The 17,363-nt window shown below is 64.0% G+C and carries 22 protein-coding genes and 1 tRNA gene; 12 read left to right on the forward strand and 11 right to left on the reverse strand.

Features of this window, described 5'->3' with window-relative positions:
* Nucleotides 1–17: 17 nt before the first annotated feature.
* Nucleotides 18–674: a TetR/AcrR family transcriptional regulator gene (locus MRBLWH12_RS07045; protein WP_341974315.1), complete on the reverse strand. Its 657-nt coding sequence runs from the start codon at nucleotides 672–674 to the stop codon at nucleotides 18–20.
* Nucleotides 675–729: 55 nt separating this feature from the next.
* On the opposite strand from MRBLWH12_RS07045, the gene MRBLWH12_RS07050 reads away from it, so the two are divergent.
* From MRBLWH12_RS07050 to MRBLWH12_RS07060, 3 genes are read left to right on the forward strand one after another with little or no spacing between them, the layout of a single operon-like run.
* Complete coding sequence (locus MRBLWH12_RS07050; RefSeq protein ID WP_363547551.1) at nucleotides 730–1,008, forward strand: DUF1905 domain-containing protein; 279 nt, start codon at nucleotides 730–732, stop codon at nucleotides 1,006–1,008.
* Nucleotides 1,005–1,619, forward strand: coding sequence for an alpha/beta fold hydrolase (locus MRBLWH12_RS07055; protein ID WP_363547554.1), 615 nt, complete (start codon nucleotides 1,005–1,007; stop codon nucleotides 1,617–1,619). The genes MRBLWH12_RS07050 and MRBLWH12_RS07055 overlap by 4 nt, the downstream gene beginning before the upstream one ends.
* Nucleotides 1,592–1,786: a hypothetical protein gene (locus MRBLWH12_RS07060; protein ID WP_363547556.1), complete on the forward strand. Its 195-nt coding sequence runs from the start codon at nucleotides 1,592–1,594 to the stop codon at nucleotides 1,784–1,786. The genes MRBLWH12_RS07055 and MRBLWH12_RS07060 overlap by 28 nt, the downstream gene beginning before the upstream one ends.
* 22 nt (nucleotides 1,787–1,808) lie before the next feature.
* On the opposite strand, the gene MRBLWH12_RS07065 is transcribed toward MRBLWH12_RS07060, so the two are convergent.
* The 3 genes from MRBLWH12_RS07065 to MRBLWH12_RS07075 all read right to left on the reverse strand — a co-directional run bounded on the left by MRBLWH12_RS07065 (nucleotide 1,809) and on the right by MRBLWH12_RS07075 (nucleotide 5,425).
* On the reverse strand, nucleotides 1,809–2,300 hold the full coding sequence (locus tag MRBLWH12_RS07065; RefSeq protein ID WP_363547559.1) for a hypothetical protein: 492 nt from the start codon (nucleotides 2,298–2,300) through the stop codon (nucleotides 1,809–1,811).
* Between the two features lie 75 nt (nucleotides 2,301–2,375).
* The gene (locus MRBLWH12_RS07070; protein WP_363547562.1) at nucleotides 2,376–3,998 is read right to left on the reverse strand and encodes an amidohydrolase; all 1,623 of its coding nucleotides are present in this window, start codon (nucleotides 3,996–3,998) and stop codon (nucleotides 2,376–2,378) included.
* The gene (locus MRBLWH12_RS07075; RefSeq protein WP_363547565.1) at nucleotides 3,995–5,425 is read right to left on the reverse strand and encodes a purine-cytosine permease family protein; all 1,431 of its coding nucleotides are present in this window, start codon (nucleotides 5,423–5,425) and stop codon (nucleotides 3,995–3,997) included. Before MRBLWH12_RS07075 ends, MRBLWH12_RS07070 begins: the two co-directional genes overlap by 4 nt.
* 86 nt (nucleotides 5,426–5,511) lie before the next feature.
* Between MRBLWH12_RS07075 and MRBLWH12_RS07080 the strand changes: the two genes are divergently transcribed.
* The 3 genes from MRBLWH12_RS07080 (at nucleotide 5,512) to MRBLWH12_RS07090 (ending at nucleotide 7,716) form a co-directional block, all read left to right on the forward strand.
* Nucleotides 5,512–6,168 (forward strand): TetR/AcrR family transcriptional regulator, encoded by a 657-nt coding sequence (locus MRBLWH12_RS07080; RefSeq protein WP_363547568.1) that lies wholly within the window; start codon nucleotides 5,512–5,514, stop codon nucleotides 6,166–6,168.
* A 172-nt stretch (nucleotides 6,169–6,340) separates the two neighbouring features.
* On the forward strand, nucleotides 6,341–7,162 hold the full coding sequence (locus tag MRBLWH12_RS07085) for a hypothetical protein (protein WP_363547571.1): 822 nt from the start codon (nucleotides 6,341–6,343) through the stop codon (nucleotides 7,160–7,162).
* 38 nt (nucleotides 7,163–7,200) lie between these two features.
* On the forward strand, nucleotides 7,201–7,716 hold the full coding sequence (locus MRBLWH12_RS07090; protein ID WP_363547574.1) for a hypothetical protein: 516 nt from the start codon (nucleotides 7,201–7,203) through the stop codon (nucleotides 7,714–7,716).
* A 34-nt stretch (nucleotides 7,717–7,750) separates the two neighbouring features.
* Here the strand turns inward: MRBLWH12_RS07090 and MRBLWH12_RS07095 are convergent, their stop codons facing one another.
* Nucleotides 7,751–8,329, reverse strand: coding sequence for a hypothetical protein (locus MRBLWH12_RS07095; RefSeq protein WP_363547577.1), 579 nt, complete (start codon nucleotides 8,327–8,329; stop codon nucleotides 7,751–7,753).
* A gap of 376 nt (nucleotides 8,330–8,705) precedes the next feature.
* On the opposite strand from MRBLWH12_RS07095, the gene MRBLWH12_RS07100 reads away from it, so the two are divergent.
* The 3 genes from MRBLWH12_RS07100 to MRBLWH12_RS07110 all read left to right on the forward strand — a co-directional run bounded on the left by MRBLWH12_RS07100 (nucleotide 8,706) and on the right by MRBLWH12_RS07110 (nucleotide 10,563).
* Nucleotides 8,706–9,227 (forward strand): TIR domain-containing protein, encoded by a 522-nt coding sequence (locus tag MRBLWH12_RS07100; RefSeq protein WP_363547580.1) that lies wholly within the window; start codon nucleotides 8,706–8,708, stop codon nucleotides 9,225–9,227.
* Between the two features lie 170 nt (nucleotides 9,228–9,397).
* On the forward strand, nucleotides 9,398–10,063 hold the full coding sequence (locus tag MRBLWH12_RS07105) for a macro domain-containing protein (RefSeq protein ID WP_363547583.1): 666 nt from the start codon (nucleotides 9,398–9,400) through the stop codon (nucleotides 10,061–10,063).
* Complete coding sequence (locus MRBLWH12_RS07110; protein WP_363547586.1) at nucleotides 10,060–10,563, forward strand: HIT family protein; 504 nt, start codon at nucleotides 10,060–10,062, stop codon at nucleotides 10,561–10,563. The genes MRBLWH12_RS07105 and MRBLWH12_RS07110 overlap by 4 nt, the downstream gene beginning before the upstream one ends.
* Nucleotides 10,564–11,098: 535 nt before the next feature.
* Here MRBLWH12_RS07110 and MRBLWH12_RS07115 read toward each other — a convergent pair.
* From MRBLWH12_RS07115 to MRBLWH12_RS07130, 4 genes are all read right to left on the reverse strand, one after another.
* Nucleotides 11,099–12,400 (reverse strand): serine/threonine-protein kinase, encoded by a 1,302-nt coding sequence (locus MRBLWH12_RS07115; RefSeq protein ID WP_363547588.1) that lies wholly within the window; start codon nucleotides 12,398–12,400, stop codon nucleotides 11,099–11,101.
* Between the two features lie 344 nt (nucleotides 12,401–12,744).
* The gene (locus tag MRBLWH12_RS07120; protein WP_363547590.1) at nucleotides 12,745–13,776 is read right to left on the reverse strand and encodes a hypothetical protein; all 1,032 of its coding nucleotides are present in this window, start codon (nucleotides 13,774–13,776) and stop codon (nucleotides 12,745–12,747) included.
* Between the two features lie 18 nt (nucleotides 13,777–13,794).
* Nucleotides 13,795–14,805 carry a hypothetical protein gene (locus MRBLWH12_RS07125; protein WP_363547592.1) on the reverse strand — a complete coding sequence of 337 codons (1,011 nt, stop codon included), beginning with the start codon at nucleotides 14,803–14,805 and terminating at the stop codon, nucleotides 13,795–13,797.
* Between the two features lie 55 nt (nucleotides 14,806–14,860).
* Nucleotides 14,861–15,079, reverse strand: coding sequence for a hypothetical protein (locus MRBLWH12_RS07130; RefSeq protein ID WP_363547595.1), 219 nt, complete (start codon nucleotides 15,077–15,079; stop codon nucleotides 14,861–14,863).
* A 146-nt stretch (nucleotides 15,080–15,225) separates the two neighbouring features.
* Here MRBLWH12_RS07130 and MRBLWH12_RS07135 point away from each other — a divergent pair, with 146 nt between their 5' ends.
* Nucleotides 15,226–15,567: a tyrosine-type recombinase/integrase gene (locus tag MRBLWH12_RS07135; RefSeq protein ID WP_363547598.1), complete on the forward strand. Its 342-nt coding sequence runs from the start codon at nucleotides 15,226–15,228 to the stop codon at nucleotides 15,565–15,567.
* Here MRBLWH12_RS07135 and MRBLWH12_RS07140 read toward each other — a convergent pair.
* A complete protein-coding gene (locus tag MRBLWH12_RS07140; RefSeq protein WP_363547601.1) occupies nucleotides 15,553–16,266 on the reverse strand; it encodes a hypothetical protein in 714 nt (237 codons plus the stop codon). The genes MRBLWH12_RS07135 and MRBLWH12_RS07140 overlap by 15 nt on opposite strands.
* A 108-nt stretch (nucleotides 16,267–16,374) precedes the next feature.
* Nucleotides 16,375–16,451: transfer RNA gene (locus tag MRBLWH12_RS07145), tRNA-Pro, on the reverse strand.
* A 111-nt stretch (nucleotides 16,452–16,562) separates the two neighbouring features.
* On the opposite strand from MRBLWH12_RS07145, the gene MRBLWH12_RS07150 reads away from it, so the two are divergent.
* Entirely contained in the window at nucleotides 16,563–17,141 is a 579-nt protein-coding gene (locus MRBLWH12_RS07150; RefSeq protein ID WP_363547604.1) for a GNAT family N-acetyltransferase, read from the forward strand.
* Nucleotides 17,141–17,335, forward strand: a complete 195-nt coding sequence (locus tag MRBLWH12_RS07155) for a hypothetical protein (protein WP_363547607.1) — start codon at nucleotides 17,141–17,143, stop codon at nucleotides 17,333–17,335. Before MRBLWH12_RS07150 ends, MRBLWH12_RS07155 begins: the two co-directional genes overlap by 1 nt.
* The last annotated feature ends 28 nt before the right edge of the window (nucleotides 17,336–17,363 follow it).

The following is a 17,363-nucleotide window of genomic DNA, read 5'->3' on the forward strand; positions in this document are numbered from 1 at the left end:
CGCTTCGGGAGAAATCCCTAGGCGCGCGCTGCGTCCACGCTGTACGCAGCGAGGAACACGTCGAGGCCGCATCCGACCTGCGTGGCGACGTCGACGTCGGGCAGTGCTTCGTCGTCGCCGAGCAGCATCGCCCGGTTGATGGGCTCTCCCATGACCAGCCAGTTGAGCTGGGTGGCGGCGAGCACCGGCTCGGGCACCCGCAACGAGCCCGCGGCATCCAGGCGCACGAGGACCTCGGCGAGCGAGTCGATCGCGCGCTGCGGGCCGTGCAGATGCAGAGAGCGCGCGAGATCCGGAAACTGAGGCAGGAGCCCGATCACCAGGCGTCGCAGGGCGAGCAGCCCCGGTGTCAGCACGATGGAAAGCTGCTGCTCGAGGATAGGTGCGAGCACGGAACGGGCATCCACGCCGGGCGCCAAGAGCGGAGGTTCACCGAGCACACGCTCGCTCGCCGCGCGGGTCTGCGAGCCGACGAGCTCGAGAAACAGCCCCTCCTTGCCGCCGAAGTGGCTGTAGAGCGTCTGCTTGGCGACGCCGGATGCCTGCGCGATCGAGTCCATCGTGACCGCGTCGTACCCGTTGGCGAGGAACTGCTCCTGCGCGGCAGCGAGCATGGACTCGCGCTTGCGCACCGAGCTCGGACGGAGTTCTGCCGCACCTCTTGACGACTTCATACCGATGAGTCTAGTTTAGAGAAATCAGACCGACAAGTCTTGAAAGTGGGAGAACATGATGAACAGTAAGGCTCCTCTTGAGTTCGAAGCGGAACTCATCCATCCCGACGAAGCCGGATCGTGGACCGTGTTCGACGTGCCGGGTTCGATCGCGCATTTCGGTACGGGCAATCCCGTGCGCGTGACCGGACTCATCGATGACACTCCGGTGCAGATCACACTCATGCCGACCGGGCGCGGTCTCCATTTCGGACCAGTGAAGGCCGCGACGAGAAAGCTCCTCGGCAAGGCGGTCGGCGACCGCGTGCGCGTGCGGATCGAGGCCGTGGCATGAGCGCGATCACGACGTCACGTGGCGATCGCATCGTCTACGACGACCTCGGCGCTCCCGGCGCGGTCACGGCGATCTTCATCGCGGGTGCCGGCCCCACTCGTGCTGAGGATCCCGTCACCCTCGCGACCGGAGAGGCATTCGCGGTGCGCGGCGGCCGGGCATTCATCCCCGATCGCATCGGACGGGGCGAATCGACGTCGGAGGCTCCGATCGACCTTCCGGCGCAGCTGGATGCGATCGGTGCGCTCGCCGCGGAAGCCGACGCCCCCGTCATTCTGATCGGCCACTCCTCCGGCTGCGCGATCGCGCTGCTCGCCGCCGCCCGCACGCCGAATCTCGCCGGACTAGTTCTTTGGGAGGCCCCGCTCGGCCTGTTCGAGGGCGGCGCAGCATCCTGGTGGACGAACGTCCGCCGTGCGATCGAGGCCGACGATCTCGAGGAGGCGGTCGCCCACTACATGGTCGGGATGCCGCCGGAGTGGCTCGAGGAACTCAAGAAGTCGCCCGCGTACCCGCAGGTCGTGCTCGGGTGGGTACCGGATGGCGAGGCGTTGATGGAGTCGAGGAACGTGGCTATCGCGACGTGCTGTCCGCCGTCCGTGCCCCTCTGATCGCGATCGTCGGCACCGAGACCTTCCCCGGCATGATCGCGACCGCCGACGAGCTCGCGGCCGCCGCTCCCGACGGCGTCTCTGAGCAGTTGGCCGGGGCCTGGCACTCGTGGGAGCCGGATGCGATGGCCGAGCGGCTGGCTCGTCTTGCAGAAGTCACGAAGTAGCGGGCGACCGCCATCGAGCGGCTCAGCGGTCGATGGGCCCGTGGATCACGCCCCAGATCCTTCGCGCTTCGTCGATCATGGCGGGCACCTCAGAACCGGGTAACGCGTGCGCCGCCTCGACGCAGCGGTTGTCGCTGCAGGCGTGCTGCACCATTGGTCCGCCCTCGATCGGCAGCTTCAGATGCAGGCGGAACGTCTCTATCTCGTCCGTGATGTCTTCCGCGAGGACCACCGGAAGGGAGACACGACGACCGGCCGGTCTCAGTTCGGCCGTCGCCTTCTCGCGCGCGACGGCATTGACCCACAGGCTGACGCCGACGAGGGCGACGAACGCGCACCCCAGAAGTGCCAGCGCGACCATCCACCATTCCGGCGCCAGGCGCAGGCTCAGTACTCCGCCGATGATGCCGAGGAGGGTGAGGGGCACGGCCGCGACGCGCATTCCCGCCGCGGCACGATGACCGATCGGGTCGACCTGGGTCCATTCGGGACGTACGTCCTGCGCGTCTGGCATGGCAACACTCTAAAGCCCGACTCGGACGACGCCGCGAGGTCGCGGCGTCGTCTGCCCGCCACGCCTGCTCTGCGATCAGGGCTGGCCTTCCGCCCGGTAGCGTGTCCTCCCGGCGACGATCGTCTGGATCACACGGGCGTCGAGCAGGGACGCCGGTCCCTCGGTGAACGGATCGGTGTCGAGCACAATCACGTCCGCAGCGAACCCCGGCGCAATACGACCTCGCCAATCGCCGTCGCCGACCGACGCCGCGGCATCGCGCGTCGCGTGACCGATCGCGGCCGCCAGCGGGAGCGCGAACTGCGGATGGATCGCGCCCACGCTCCGATCGAGCGCCGAGGCGCGGGTCGATGCCACGTACATGTTCGCCAATGCCTCGTGCGGGGCGGTCGGCGCATCCGTCGAGAAAGCCAGCACCGCCCCGGCATCCTCGTATTCCGGCCATGGGAACGCACGGTCGACACGGTCGTCGCCGAGCATCTCCGCCCAGTTCGCGAAGATCGCGGGGTCGCTGTGCACCGGTTGCATCGATGCGGTCACACCGAGGCGCGCCATCCTCTCGGCCGTCCCGGGGGTCGCGTACTCGAGGTGCTCGATGCGGTGGCGTCGCGGGCGGTCCCCGTTGACCGCGATGGCGTGCTCGATGGCGTCGAGCGCGATCTCGCTCGCGTAGTCGCCGATCGCATGCTGTGCGATCTGGAGGCCCGCGGCATCCGCTGCCACGACGACGGGATTCAGTTGCGCGACGGGCCAGATGGGCTCGGCGTTCGATCCATCGGCATACGGATGCCGCATCGCGGCGGTGCACGCGTCGATGACCCCGTCGAGGATGAGTTTGATGCCGACCACACGGAGCCAGGGAGACGAGGCGTCGCCCGCGAGCTCGGCCGCACGTGCGACCTGCGCGAGGTTCTCATCGTCGTCGCCGGTGTTCGTGATGATCCAGTGCGCGGCGACGCGGATCGGCAGCTCTCCCCCGTGTCGCACCTCAGCCCGCTGGAGCGCCGCGAGCCCGAACTCGTCGAAGGCCATGTCGATCGCGCCGGTGACCCCGGCGGCCAGGTAGGCGTCGATCACACGTTCCACGTCTGCATCGCGGTCGGCGTCGGTGGTGGTCTCGTCCCGATGAGCCCAGGCGTACTGGGTCGCGGCGGTCTCGTAGAGCAGCCCGGTCGGCTCCCCCTCGGCATCCCGGGCGAAATGCCCGCCGATCGGGTCCGGTGTCTCGCGGGTGATGCCGAGTTCCGCCAGCGCCGCACTGTTGACCCAGCACGAGTGGTAATCGTTCGCGTCGAGGTAGACGGGGATGTCATCGACGACCGCGTCGATCATCGCCGCTGTCGGAGCGCCATCCGGCACCGAGTCGAACAGCCATCCTCGGCCGCGCAGGACCGCAGCATCCGGATTCGCGGCCCTCGCGTCGCGCAACAGCGTCTGGATCTCGTCGAGCGAGCGCGCGGCGGTGAGCGGCACCTGTCCGAGCGCGGCACCTGCCATGAGGAGGTGGGTGTGGGCATCGGTGAACCCGGGAAGAACGAGTCGGCCCTCAAGATCGACCGTCTCGTCGGCCGAGGGGGCGCCCTCGGCTGTACCGACGTAGGTGATCGTCTCGCCATCGATCACGAGAGCCTCGCCCCAGGCGAGTGCAGGGTCCGGATCTGCGGTGAAGATGCGTCCGTTGAGGTAGCGGGTGGTCACGGTCGACCGTCCTTTCCGAGAGGTGTGCGCAGCAGGCCGGCGTAGAGGACTGCGGCGACGAACATGCCGACGGGCACGGAGAGATCGATGTACCCGGTGACCTCGGCGACCGGACCGCTCCAGACGCTCGTCGACAGGCACAGCGCGGTCGCGATTCCGCCGACGATGAGCGCGGTGATGCCGGGGATGCTCCATCCCGCCGAGTACCAGAACCGGCCGCCGGGCCTGTCGTGGAAGAGGTCGACGCCGTCGTAGTCGTAGCGGCGCAGAATGACGTCGACGACGAAGATCGCCATTGCCGGCCCCGATACGACGACGAGGAACTGCAACATGAGGTTCGCGGCTTCCACGAGGTTCGACGACAGCACGAGGTAGATCGTCAGTGCGGTGCCGACGACGCCGACGATGATCGCTGCCGGGATGCGGCGCAGGCGGAAGCCGATCGCCTGGAGGGCCATGCTCGACGTGTACGCCGTCATGGCGTTGAGGGCGATCGTGTTGATGATGACGCCGATGACGAGCACCGGACCGAGCCACGCGGGCAGCAGACCCAGGAGGGCGACGTCGATGCCGGTCTCGAACGCAGCGACGCTCAGCCCTGTCGCCAGCAGCACCCCGACGGTGGTGAAGACGATGAAGGGGATGGCGCCGCCGAGTGCGGTCGCGGCGGTGATGTGCGAGGGCTTCGTGTCGCGCGGGAGGTACCGGGCGATGTCGGGGCTGTTCATGAACGACAAGGGGGTCGAGGCGAGGATCGTGAAACCGATCGAGATCGCCGACCAGAGGGCGGGTCCGCTCAAGGGCTCGGGGGCGGTGTATGCCCAGTCGACGGTCGGGAGGATGAAGCCGGCGACGGCGAGGAAGATCACGAACAGGGCGGCGGCCATGTAGGGGTAGGCCCGCAGGATCAGCCCGTGACCGAAGATCGCGACGAGGATCGTGATCGCGGCGACGACGACCGTGACGCCGATCGGAACCCAGGTCGGGTCGTCCATGCCGGCGCGCCGCAGCAGGTCGGCTCCCATGAACGAGGATGCGAGCCAGGTCAGCGAGAGGAAGACCGCGCCGATGAACCATCCGACCACGGCGACGAAGAGCCGGTTGCCGAGGACTCCGTACATCGCGCGTGTCACGACCGAGCCGGAGGTGCCGGCTGCCGGTCCGCTCCCGGCGATGATCCCCGGCAGCACCCAGAGCAGCGACGCCGCGACGATCACGGCGACGGCCTGCCAGGTCTCGAGGCCGAGCAGGATCAGCGACGCACCGATCGTGAGGTTCAGGATGCTGACGCTCGGAGCCGCCCAGATGAGGAACAGGTCGCGCGCTCTGCCGTGGCGTTCGGCGTCATCGATCAGCTCGATGCCGCGCGTCTCCGGATGGGTTGCGGTGTCGACGGCGTCGGCACCGACGGGGTGGATCTGGGTCATGGAGTTCCTTTCGGGAGGAGCGTCATTGCTGTCACCTTTGTTATTGGTCACATGCCCAATGGACTATTGGTCACTCATTCAATAGCATGGGTGGGGTGACGTCAAGCACTTCTTCGAGCACTGCTCCCCCGCGAACTCGCAAGCCTCCGGAAGAGAGGCGGGAGGACATCCTCGCGTGCGCCGCGTCGATCGCGATCGAAGAGGGACTCGAGCGCATCACGCTCCGGGCGGTCGCAGCGCGACTGGGCGTGCGGCCGGGGCTGATCACGCACTATTTCCCCGTCGCTGAAGATCTGGTGGTCGCGGCCTTCGCCCGCGCCGCGGTGCTCGAGCGCGAGCAGTTCTTCACGTCAGGCGGCACTCCCCTGCAGAGGCTCGCCCACTTCGTGGACCACATCGAGCAGCGACGCTCGCTTCCGTTGGCGAAGCTCTGGCTGAACGCACGGCATCTGGCGCGGTTCAGTCCGACGCTCGATGTCGAGTTGGAGGTGCAGGACGCCCTCGACCGGGAGCGTCTGACGGCCATGATCGTGGACGGCATCGCCTCCGGCGACTTCGGAGAGGTGGATGCTGAAGCAGCATGCATCCGGATCCTGATTGCGGTGGATGGCGGTGGGTCCTATGTGAACGCCTCCCGGCAGATCGAGCATCCAGCGCATACGCGAGTCGTGGCGGATGTTGCGGAATGGGCACTGGGGTTGGAGAAGGGAACGTTGCGGGCGGCTATTGACGCGGGTGCTTGAGGGCTGTCGAGGATCAGGCTGCTGGTTATCACGTGAGGCGTGCACGTGAGATCGGGACAGGCGCGGCGCGACCGGAGCGACGCCAGCCCGCACCGGTAATCTGGCGGTGGCGTGGGCGACAGCCGGCGGAGTCAGGGGTGCGTGGATGAGGGCGTCAACGAGTAAGCGGACCATGGTGTTGCACAGTGCTCACCAGCACCAGTTCGACGTGCCCGACAGGGACCTCGTGTTCTACGACCAGCCCTACGACACCGAGCAGCTGTCGCGCATCACCGATGTACACCTGTGGTCGCCGCTTGACGGGCCAATCGACCGTCTCCCCGAGATCATCACTGCGATGACGAACTTGAAAGCCCTCAGCATCGGGCCGGGGCGGGTCCTCCCCACTGTCGTCACCCAACTGCGGCAAGGCGATCTCCCCGAGAGTCTGGAAGAGCTCTTCGTGCACGTCGGCGAACGGACCCTGGTATGGCCAGATGTGGTGGTGCCGAACCTGCATACCCTCTACGTCGGCGAACCCTTCCGATTCCAGAAAGAGCACTTCCCCGAACTCCGGGCGCTCTCCCTCTACCCGCAGAGGTCTCTGAACAATGTGAGGCAGGCGCTCGAACTGTCGCTCGAAGAGCTGAACCTGCTGAACGTGCCCACTGACGAGGAGATCTTCCGCCTCGTCGAACCCGTCGGGCTGCGCCGGCTCGGGCTGATCGGTGGACGCACGCTGAAGAGCCTCACCGGAATCAGTGCGCTCTCCCAAATGGAGTCACTGCGGCTGAAGAATCTCACAGCCCTGGGCGACATCTCGGAATTGGCGACCCTGCAACGATTGGAAGTCCTGAACATCCAGTACTGCAAGAAGATCACCGGCATCGCGGCCATCAACGAACTCCCCGCCCTGCGCCGGCTCACCCTCGTGGGGTGCGGGGCTATCGGGCTGAACACGATCGAGCAGAAGATGTCGACACTGGAATGGGCCAACACGGGCGCGACCACGTGACCGTCGGCCCCGAGAGACCGCTCGGTAGCCTGTAGAGCATGACGGACCTCTTTCAACGTGCGGCCGGATGCTTGCGGGAAGCCGGTTGGACGTATGAGCCGCCTCTGCCTGCGAATGGCGGACTTCCCTCTGCGTTGCGGGCGGCGCCCGAAACGGTGATCCGCTGGGTGTCCTCGTTCTCAGTGCTTTCGAGTTCAGACGATACGGTCTGGTTCTTGTCTCGCGACGACTACTCCCCCGGAGCGGAAGGTGCGTTCGCGTGGAACGAGCTGGAAGAGCTGAGCATCCAGGCCGCTACGACGGATGACGAGGCCGTCGAGGTTTCCCGTTTTTGGAAGCGCCACCTGCCCATCCTGCTTTCCGTTCGCAACGGATACGAGTACCTGGCGGTGCGGGACGATGGAGCAGTCGTCCACGGAACTGAACCAGAGTTCGAAGAGGCCGTTGTCGCGTTCCCGCACTTCGAGGATCTGCTGACGTACATCAGCTCGCGGCCAGCCCGACGGGACCACTTCGTCGATGGATTACTGTTCGGTGCCACCAGCAATCCCTGAAACTCCAATACGAATGTGAGTGATTGGCGTTCCGTCAGAAGTCGATGAAGCCGGCGACGACGTCGCGCACGATCCCGTCCGCACCCGGCGTGCCGTAGAAGTACACCGAGCCGTATCCCCATAGATATTCTGCGATAACGTCTTCGAGTTCGCCCTCCACCGGCCAACCCTCTTCATCGATCTGGAAGAGGAATCGGTGCCCATCGGCGCGCACGGCGTCCGCGAACGCAGGTTCCCCCTGAATCAAGACGGGTTCGTCATCGATCCGCACCAGAGCCGGCCTCGACGCGGCGGCGGGTCGTTCCACCAGCGCTGTCGCACGCAGTCCGGGCCACCCGAGGTCGTCCCGCACTCCACGCGGCGAGGGTTCATGAATGATCGCCCGCATGGCCATGTCCGGATAGACGACATCCTCGTCCTCGACGCTGAAGCCGGCACGCAACACCACCGACACCTCACGGCGGCCCGTCCACGACGCGCAGACCGCGTCAAGAGTCAGCAGATACCGGTGCGTCTCCAGAAGCGGATGCGACTCGATCACTGACGGCGGAGAACCACCCAACCGCGCCCCGTCCGCGCGATCCGGCAAAGCGGGATACAAGAACACGGGCATGATGCCAGCCTATGGGCACCTCGAAACCGGCCACAGGTGGGAGGGCACTGCCTGCGGAGTGGCATCCCTCGACAGGCGAATTGGTGTGCGGCGCTGACGATTCCCGGACATGCAGAAGGCCCGGAGACTCTAGCGAGTTTCCGGGCCTTCTCGGTGGGCTGTTGACACTTGGCGGTGCGACGCCCGGCTTGGCCGTCGCCCGGTGGACCCTTTCCTGTGGGAGGCATGAGTTTTCTGCCAGCACAGCGGGGCGTTGAACCATTCGGCCGGTTAGCCGCGACCCGCAGCACGAACATGCCCGAGTCCGACAATAGGATGTGGGCGGAGTGCGGGTTCCCGTTACTCTTAGCGTCGCCTACCACCTAGGAGCCCGAAGATGAGCTACCGCAACAAGACCTATGTCGCCTTCGCCAGCGAGGACATCCACAACTACCGCCTCATGACGGCTTGGCGGGCAAACAAGAACATCGATTTCGACTTTACCAACGCACACGACATCTACGAGGCGCGCGACACAAGCACGCCCGAGACGATCAAGCGTCGGTTGCGCGAACGCCTGAATAACACCAAGCAGGTCGTGCTGCTCGGTAGCCCCGATGCTCGCAGCAAAGGAAGCGATGGCTCCTCCTTCCTCGCATATGAGGTCGGAGCGATCATCTCCCTCGACCTTCCCGTCGTCGTCGCCAACCTCGACGGAGCCCGGCGAGGTAGGGCCGGCATCAACATCCCAACCCCCTTCGCAGATGAGGACTACTACACGATGTCGGTGTCGTTCGGGCCCTCCATCATCAAGTACGCGCTGGATCAGTATGTTCCCGAGTTCAAGACCGCGGACGAGACGGGCCCCTACAGCTACAAAGAGTCTGTTTACGAGAGTCTGGGGCTGAATAAAAAGTGAGGCACAAGCGATCACCACGGCGATACGTCGGCGGATTCGTCCGCCGCTTTTTCGAGGCGCTTGGCGCGATAGCGGTAGTCGTTGGCGTCGTCGCGGTCTTCGCTCCGGATCTCCTTAAGGACCGTTGGTGGATTCTGATCGTTGCCGCCCTCCTCGCGGCAGGATGGGCGGTGTTCTCACTACGACAGAAGAGTCCAGAGCAACAGTTTCCGTCTGAGAACGTCACGATTCGGCTGGTCGGAGGCGATCTATTCGCGCAGAACGCGTCGGCCGTGATCGGGATGACGACGACGTTCGACACCGAACCGGGAATTATCGAAGGTCGCAGCGTCCAGGGCAACTTCCTCCAGGTGATCTACGGCGGATCGCAGCCGCGCCTCGATGACGCACTCGCAACAGCACTCATGGAAACCAGCGCCGTCGACAACATCTTGAAGCCCGGAAAGCAGGATATTTACCCGATTGGTACGGTCGCCACGCTTCCGGGACAAGGCACCAATCGCTACTACTGCGTCGCGTACACAAGCATGGACGAACACAACCGCGCGAAGGGCACGATCAGAGGGATTCTGGAGAGCCTCGACAGCGTCTGGGATGCCGCCGACCGCAGCGGCAACGGGGGCCCCATCTGCGTTCCGCTGCTCGGTCAGGGCCAGTCCCGCATCCCCGAGCTCACAGCTGAGGTCGCCGTTCGACTGATCGCGTTCTCGTTCCTGCTCCGGGCGCGGCGCGGGCGGTTCTCAAGGGAGTTGCGCATCGTCGTGCATCCCAACGAACTCGGGAAGATCGACCTCCCCGAGTTCCAAGCGTTCCTTCGGTCGCTGGTCGCCAAATGAACGACACGACTAGCAGCCTCGACATCCCTGAGCAGGAGCCCTGCGCGTTCTGCGACTATCTCAGCGGAACACGCCCCTTCACCATCCTTTGTCGCAATGATCTAGTTGCGGTGCTTGTAACGAGAGAACAACGGGGGATCGGGCATCTACTCGTACTCCCTGTGCGGCACTACCCAACCCTGCTCGAATCGGACGCTCCCGAGCGTCACGTGATGATGGATACTCTCGCATGGGCGGCGTCAGTCATCGACGCCACTTTCGAACGCCCAGGAATAGCGGTCTGGCAGAACAACGGGAAGGCCGCACACCAAGCCATCCCGCACCTCCACTTCCACATCGCAGGCACCATCCCTGGAGGGGGCACCGACTTCGACGACGTCCCGGAGCTTTCCGTCGAGCAAACCAACCGGATCGCCGAGCAGATCCTGGCCGCAGTGCCCGAGGACAACCCCTGTCCTCTGACTCGCGACGTTCCACACGAGACGCCCACAACCACTTAGATGACCGAGAGGCGAGTCGCCGGAGCGCAGGTCCGCGGCAGCTCGAGCGGGTCTCAGGTCCGGGGCTGTTGTTTGATGGGCGGAGCATGACCAAAAAAACTCGATCTCAGCCCGGCCCCGCGATCTACTGAAGGCAGTGAAGCAGCGCTACCTGAAGTCGCGCGACTTCAACGGACTGCACATACGGATCGCACGTCCGGACAAGATCCAAGCCGCGGTCGAACTGGGGTGCCAGGCCACAACAAGCTCAGCTACGAGCGCGCCTTCGACCGTACACGTTCAAGCCCGCCGCCGAGCGTGCCGGTCTCGACGGCCTGCACTTCCACGAGCTGCGCCACACCTTCGCGACGCTGGCGTTAGAGTCCCGCGCGCTCGACATGCATGAGCTATCGCGGGCGATGGCCACGCGAGCTACGCCATCACCTACAAGGCTTATGCGCATGTCCGCCCGCGCGACTTCAGCGCACACCGCGCCGCGTTCTCGGAGCACATCTCAGCCCGCAAGCGCTACCCTCACGCTACGGGCGATACGTGGCTAGGCAGCCACAACTTCTGCGATGACTCTCGGGAGTGACAGTTCGCGCAGCGGCTCACGGACAAAGTCGAGGGCGTCCTCATTAGCCCGCAGCAGGTTCGCGACGATCGGTGCATAGTGGGGTTGCTTGATCGCATTGTCGACGAGGTCGATGAAGGTATTTCGCACGAAGAAGCGGTTATGCGTAGACCCGAGTACCAGAATTCGATTCAGGATTACCTCGTGCACACGAATGTCCTGCGTTGCTCGATAAGCGGCGACCAGGAATCTGGCGATCGTGTCGGTGAATTCGAAGGCAAAGTTGCCGTCGGCATACCGATCGAAGATCTGCACCAAGGCGAGGTATTGCTCTGGGTCTCGGATGGCGATCTGAGACAGTACGGACTCCGGTAGCAGCGGCACGACCTTGCGTAGCAGAACGACATCGTCATCGTTCTCGATGACCAGTCTCACGAATTGTTCAACCAGAGAGTCGTCTCCCGCTGCAATAGCCGCGACAAGGGTTGCGGCCCGCTCCGATGGCTGCTGAGTGTCCTCGGAATCGCTTCTCAGGAGCGCGAACTCCCGGCGCATCTCCGACGCGTCCTGGAAGCGGTCGTCGGGGTTCAGTCGGGTTGCCTTGCTAATGATGTGACGGTAGGCGGGCGGCACATCCATCACATCGATGACCGTAGGCGAGTATGACCCAGTTAGCAGTTCGTGCAGCATGCGTCCGAGCGCATAAACATCGCATCGCGCGTCGGCGTCCTTCGACCTCTTGATCTGTTCAGGGGCGATGTAGCCCCAGGTGCCGAGCACCATGCCACTCACCGTAAGCAACGTGCTTTCGCTACGCATGTCTTTGATCATGCCGAAGTCAGAGATGACTGCCCGACCATCGTAGAAAAGCACATTCTCCGGCTTGAGATCTCTGTGGACCACACCATTCTCGTGGGCAAACGCGACGACATCGAGTAGTTGGTCGAAGATGTGCCAAGCCTCCTCCTCTGCGAGCGGAACAGGAGGATCCGCGTCGAGTGGAAGTCGGCCCCGCAAGGAGCCTTCCTCGGAGAACGCCATGATGAAGAAGGGCGGATCGGCGTCGAGAGTTGCCCCGAGCACAGGCATGACTCCTGGGTGCTGAAGCGACATTTGCGACTTCACTTCACGGGCGAACCGACGTCGGCGTTCATCATTGACCGCCTTCTCATTGGTGAGGAGCAGGTATTTGACCGCCGCCAATTCTCCGGTTTCGCTTTGGCACAGCCAGACTGACCCCTGCCCACCCGTCTGCAGTGGTCTTATGCGTGTGTACGTCGTCATTTCATCCTCCGTCGCCAACGCCATCAGGCTATCGCTGACTCACATCGTTCTGCTCATCGGAGGGGTTTCGGAGGGGTTGGCCTTTCGCGAGCATGCAGAAGGCCCGGAGACTCTTGCGAGTTTCCGGGCCTTCTGGTCGGGCTGACAGGATTTGAACCTGCGACCGCTTGGCGTATGCAAATGTGCGGTTCGGCGTCATGCCAAGGCGTATCCGCCGTTCGAACGCTGTGGTCGAAGATGAAAGTGTTTCCCAAAGTGTTTACATCTGACGGCCGCTTTCCACCTCTGCGGCGCACCCGTTTCGAATAGTGCGGCACCCTCCGAGGCCAGATGCTGCTGAGGCTTCACCTCACGCCTAGATGCGTCTCCCAGTCTGGTTCAAAGTCCGCCAGCATTTCCTCGTACTCGCGGATATGGGCGCGGCGTGGTCCAACCTCGTAGTCGAGGGGGTCTGCCAGATGCGGCTGCGAGTCGCTGAGTTCCACCTGCGACAATCGCAATCGACAAACTGGGCACTGAAGCGAGACCGATGTCGGCACCTGTGGGATGAGCACGGCTGTGGGTGCGGCGTTCTCATCCCGACCCCCTAGCTCCAAGTCGCCGATTCGTTCTATCTCATCTTGAACCCGAACAATCAGCTCAGCCTCGTACTCGCATGCCGGGCAGGTAGCACGGAAGACCTGCGAGGGGCCGGGCGGGTAGAAGTCGCTCCCCTCCGATTCGAGCAGTGCCATGATTGCTGCCGCATCTTCACCTGAGAGGTTCGCACGGAGCTGAGCTACGAACAGCTCAGCGTCGCGTATCTTCAATGCCACATCGGCCCGCACGGCTTCAGCTCGCTCGTTGATGAGCGCATCTACAAGGGCTACCCGTTCCTCCTCCCAGAACTGCTCAGCGGTCGCCTTCAGATGAGGCAGCACAACGGCTGCCACACGGGCCAGAGAGGTGACCGCCGACCGGAGGCCAGATGCGTTCACCGCATACATATGCACAACGGCATCTCGACGCTTGACGACAGATTCGATATCGCCGCTGAACTCAGCCAATGCGGGTACGATTTCGGCGGCAAGTCCCCTCACGAAGCTCATCTCTGAACTCACCTGTACCGACAGCCATTCGACATCTATGCGCTCAGCCCGCAGCGCTTGCACCATCGCAGCGGGCGTCGTAGCGCGGGCATTTCTTGGAGCGAAGAGAAGCGCCGGTGAAACGCTGGCGACGACGGCCCGTAGAAGAAACTCCATCGCCATCCCGGTCCGCACAGATGCTGAAGCGACTTCGCCGCGCTCCGACGCGTTGATGGAGTCCAGCGCCAGCCTTGCCATCTCGGAGGAGGCTCTGACCAGGTGTTTCTTGAATGCCTTCTTTGAACCCATGCAGCCATTGAACCATCGTCAGAACGGAGTGTCCTCGCCCAGCGCAAGGCCAGTTGGAACCCATGGTTCCGGCTGAGACGCGGCGGCGTTGGCAGCCTCAGAGTCGCGGCCCGCAGCGTTCTCTGCCTCGCGCTTCTCTCGCGCCGCCACGATATCCCGTGGCTCCCTGTTCGATAGGCGAACCATCACGGCTCCGACGACATGCATCATCAACCAGGCGTCGGCCTTTGAGACCTCGCCCGCACGATGGTAGTGGGCGTTGCCCCGGTTCGAACGGTCCGCGTTCACCCAGTCGATGAGCGGCTTCATGAGACTTCGGTCAGCGCCGCTGATGACCTTCTGGCTGGCGGCGCTGTCGAGCTGGTTGGACAACGAGTTCCCCTCGACCCCGAGCGCCCGGAAGAACTCCTGCAACGCAGTAGCGCCCTCGGTGAGAGCTACCTCCGTCTCGCCTTTCGAGAGCTTCGTTAGCGCGCTCTGAAACGCCGACGAGGCTCTTGCGAACGCTGGGTCGTCAGCGAGCAGGATGGTCGCAGGTCTAAGTACCTCAGAATGCAGAACGAAGTTCCCGCGTTCCTGGAAACGGCCGTCCTCGAAGAGCCAGTCCACGCGCGCATGTAGTAGGCGGTCGTTGACCACCTCGATGAACGTATTGACCCCGTATTCCGGGGCCAGGTCAGGGCGGTTGCCGTACCCGGAGTCTTCCCATTCTTCGTCGTGCTCAGCCAACCATACGAAGGCGTTCACAACCGCCGCGAGAGCATCCAACCTTTCATCGTCGGCCCCATCGCCCCGGAGCCGCTCTGCGCATACCCAAACGCTACTGTTGAGTTCCCCAAGCCGTTTGTCTGCCATATCAAGCACCCGCCTGGGCATGTTCGTGAGTTGCTCTAGTGCAACCATGACCTCTGCGCCAACGGCGGGCGGGCAGCCGTCGAGCCAGTCAATGCCGGTCTCTAACTCCGAGGCCGCTTGCTCGCGGCGACGGCGCATTTCGGACGGCAGTGGGTCTAGACGGGTATCTCTCACGTCGTCAGCGTACCGATACCTCCACGCTCGGCTGTCGAAGAGGCCATTGGGTCACTCATACAGTCGCGAGTCTGCCGCTCCGGTGAAGCAGCAGCACGATTAGGTTGACCATCCGTGCTGCGATGTAGTCCTGACCGTGCGCCGGGACCGGATGTTTCCCAACTTCGTGATGTCGAATCTGGAAAGTATTACCGATGGCTGTGAGCGCGGTCATCTCCGCCTCAACGATGTCACGGAAGGGCACGTCAGGGATGTGACCGAGCAACTTCTTCACGCTGCGCTTCTTTTCGGACGGGTCGTCCAGAGTCTTTAGCCGCTCGAAAGCATCGCAGAGCTTTTCAATGGCGATGCGACCTCGGCGTCTACCTGCACCAGCACCCGCACCGCGACAACTTGGAGGCGGGGCTGTGGCCGGGCAAGGTGCCAGGACACAACAAGCTGAGCTACGGGCGCGCCTTCGATCCCAAGGGCTTTTACCGATACACGTTCAAGCCTGCCGCCACGCGTGCCGGTCTCGACGGCCTGCACTTCCACGAGCTGCGCCAAACGTTCGCGACGCTGGCGCTGGAGTCCCGCGCGCTCGACATGCACGAGCTATCGCGGGCGATGGGCCACGCGAGCTACGCCATCACCGACAAGATCTACGCCCACGTTCGCCCTCGCGACTTCAGCGCACACCGCGCCGCGTTCTCCGCTCACATCGCAGCGTCTAGCGCCCCGCCCGCTCCCCCTCATATCGGTGGGGCGCTAGGCGGCAGGTAGCCTCGGACTCATCAGCTCCTCTGTGGCGAGGACATAGTCCACGAGCAGCAGGAACACTCGGTCGCACATTTCCAGTGACGGCTTCATATTGCGATCCCGCCGCTCCGCGTCACCCTGGCCGCGTGAAGGCTTCAAGTCCAGCTCATGAGCGATCGTATTGCGCGCGTCGAAGAACTCTCGAAAGCCCTGGAGTCGGTCATTGCTGAACTGAATCTCGTCCAGCCCGAGCGCATCACGGACGTTCTTCAGTTCATCGTGCCCTTGGAGGCTGCGAGTGGTCAGGGAGTCGATGTAGGCGGTGAGTAGAGCGTCGTCGACAGAGCGATTCTTGAGAACCGCGAACACTGTGCGTTCCTGCTTACTGAGTTCGGAGAGGAACTTGGTCCATCTTTCCTGGGTCGGCGCATGCCCTCGAAGCAATCGAGGAAGCGTGTCACGCACGAGCTGTTTCAGGACAGCGTCGACGCCGGCGCCTGAGAACACGATGGCTGCTCGCAGAAGGTCGCTCTGAGCATGCCCAAGCCTCGCCAGCTTCATGCCCTGGAGTTGCTTCGCCGCGCGGAGATCAGTCAGGTTGTCCAACAGACCCTGAACGCTCGCATGGGACGCACGGAGCCGCCGCACCGTCTGGGGAAACCCAGTGCGCGACGGAAGTCTCGACGGCAGAGGCGTCAGCTTAAGAATGACTGAGGTCGGCACGCCCTCATCCTGGCAGAGGCTGTGGATAACCGGAGCCCTTTTGGACCCCTTGACGATTCCCGGACATGCAGAAGGCCCGGAGACTCTTGCGAGTTTCCGGGCCTTATCTGGTCGGGCTGACAGGATTTGAACCTGCGACCCCTTGACCCCCAGTCAAGTGCGCTACCAAGCTGCGCCACAGCCCGTTCTCCCGCACTCACGCGCAGGCAACTCCACTATCTTAGCCTCACCTCGGGGCCCTCCGCGAACAGGCTGGTGCGTTGCGAGTGTCGGATGCTCGGCGTAGCGTCACCAGCATGGTGACGATCACGACAGAGGTGGCGACGACCGCGCGCTGGGACGACGTTCAGCATGCCCTCACCGGCGGCGGCGACGGCGCCAGCTGCCAATGCATCTGGCCGGTCCTCACCAATAAGGACTGGAACGAGACGACGACACCGCAGAGAACGGAGATGCTCCGGGAGGAGATCATCAGCGGTCCCCCGCCCGGAATCATCGCGTATGTCGACGGAGAAGCCGCCGGATGGATCCGCATCGGTCCGCGCACGCGGCAAGCGCGCATCCCTCGCACGCGCATCATCGCCGCGGTGAGCACTGAGCCCTTCGACGACGACACCGTATGGGCGGTCACCTGCTTCGTCGTTCGGCGCGAACACCGTGGCAGCGGCCTCAATCTCGAGTTGCTCCGGGCTGCCGTCGAGTTCGCGCGCGAATCCGGCGCTCGTTTGATTGAGGGATACCCCGTCGTCACCGGCGGTCAGAAACAACCCTCCAACGACCTTTTCCACGGCACGCTGACAACGTTCGTCGAAGCCGGATTCACGAAGAAGACCGAACTCAAGCCGGGCCGAGCTCTGGTCACGCTCGAATTCTGATGAGCGAGTCCGAGCTGCCCGCATCCATGGGCAACGTCGCACGACGCGAACTCGCGCGGCACGGGTTGACGAGGCTCGATCAGTTCGATGGCGTCTCTGCAAAGGAACTGCTCGCGATTCACGGCGTCGGGCCGAAGGCGATCCGCATCCTGAGCGCGCATCTGGAACCCGAAGGACGGCGCCTCGCGCCGTGAGCCAGGCCACACGTCCGCCGGCCCCGCG

It is taken from the genome of Microbacterium sp. LWH12-1.2 (assembly GCF_040675825.1).
Lineage (GTDB): Bacteria > Actinomycetota > Actinomycetes > Actinomycetales > Microbacteriaceae > Microbacterium.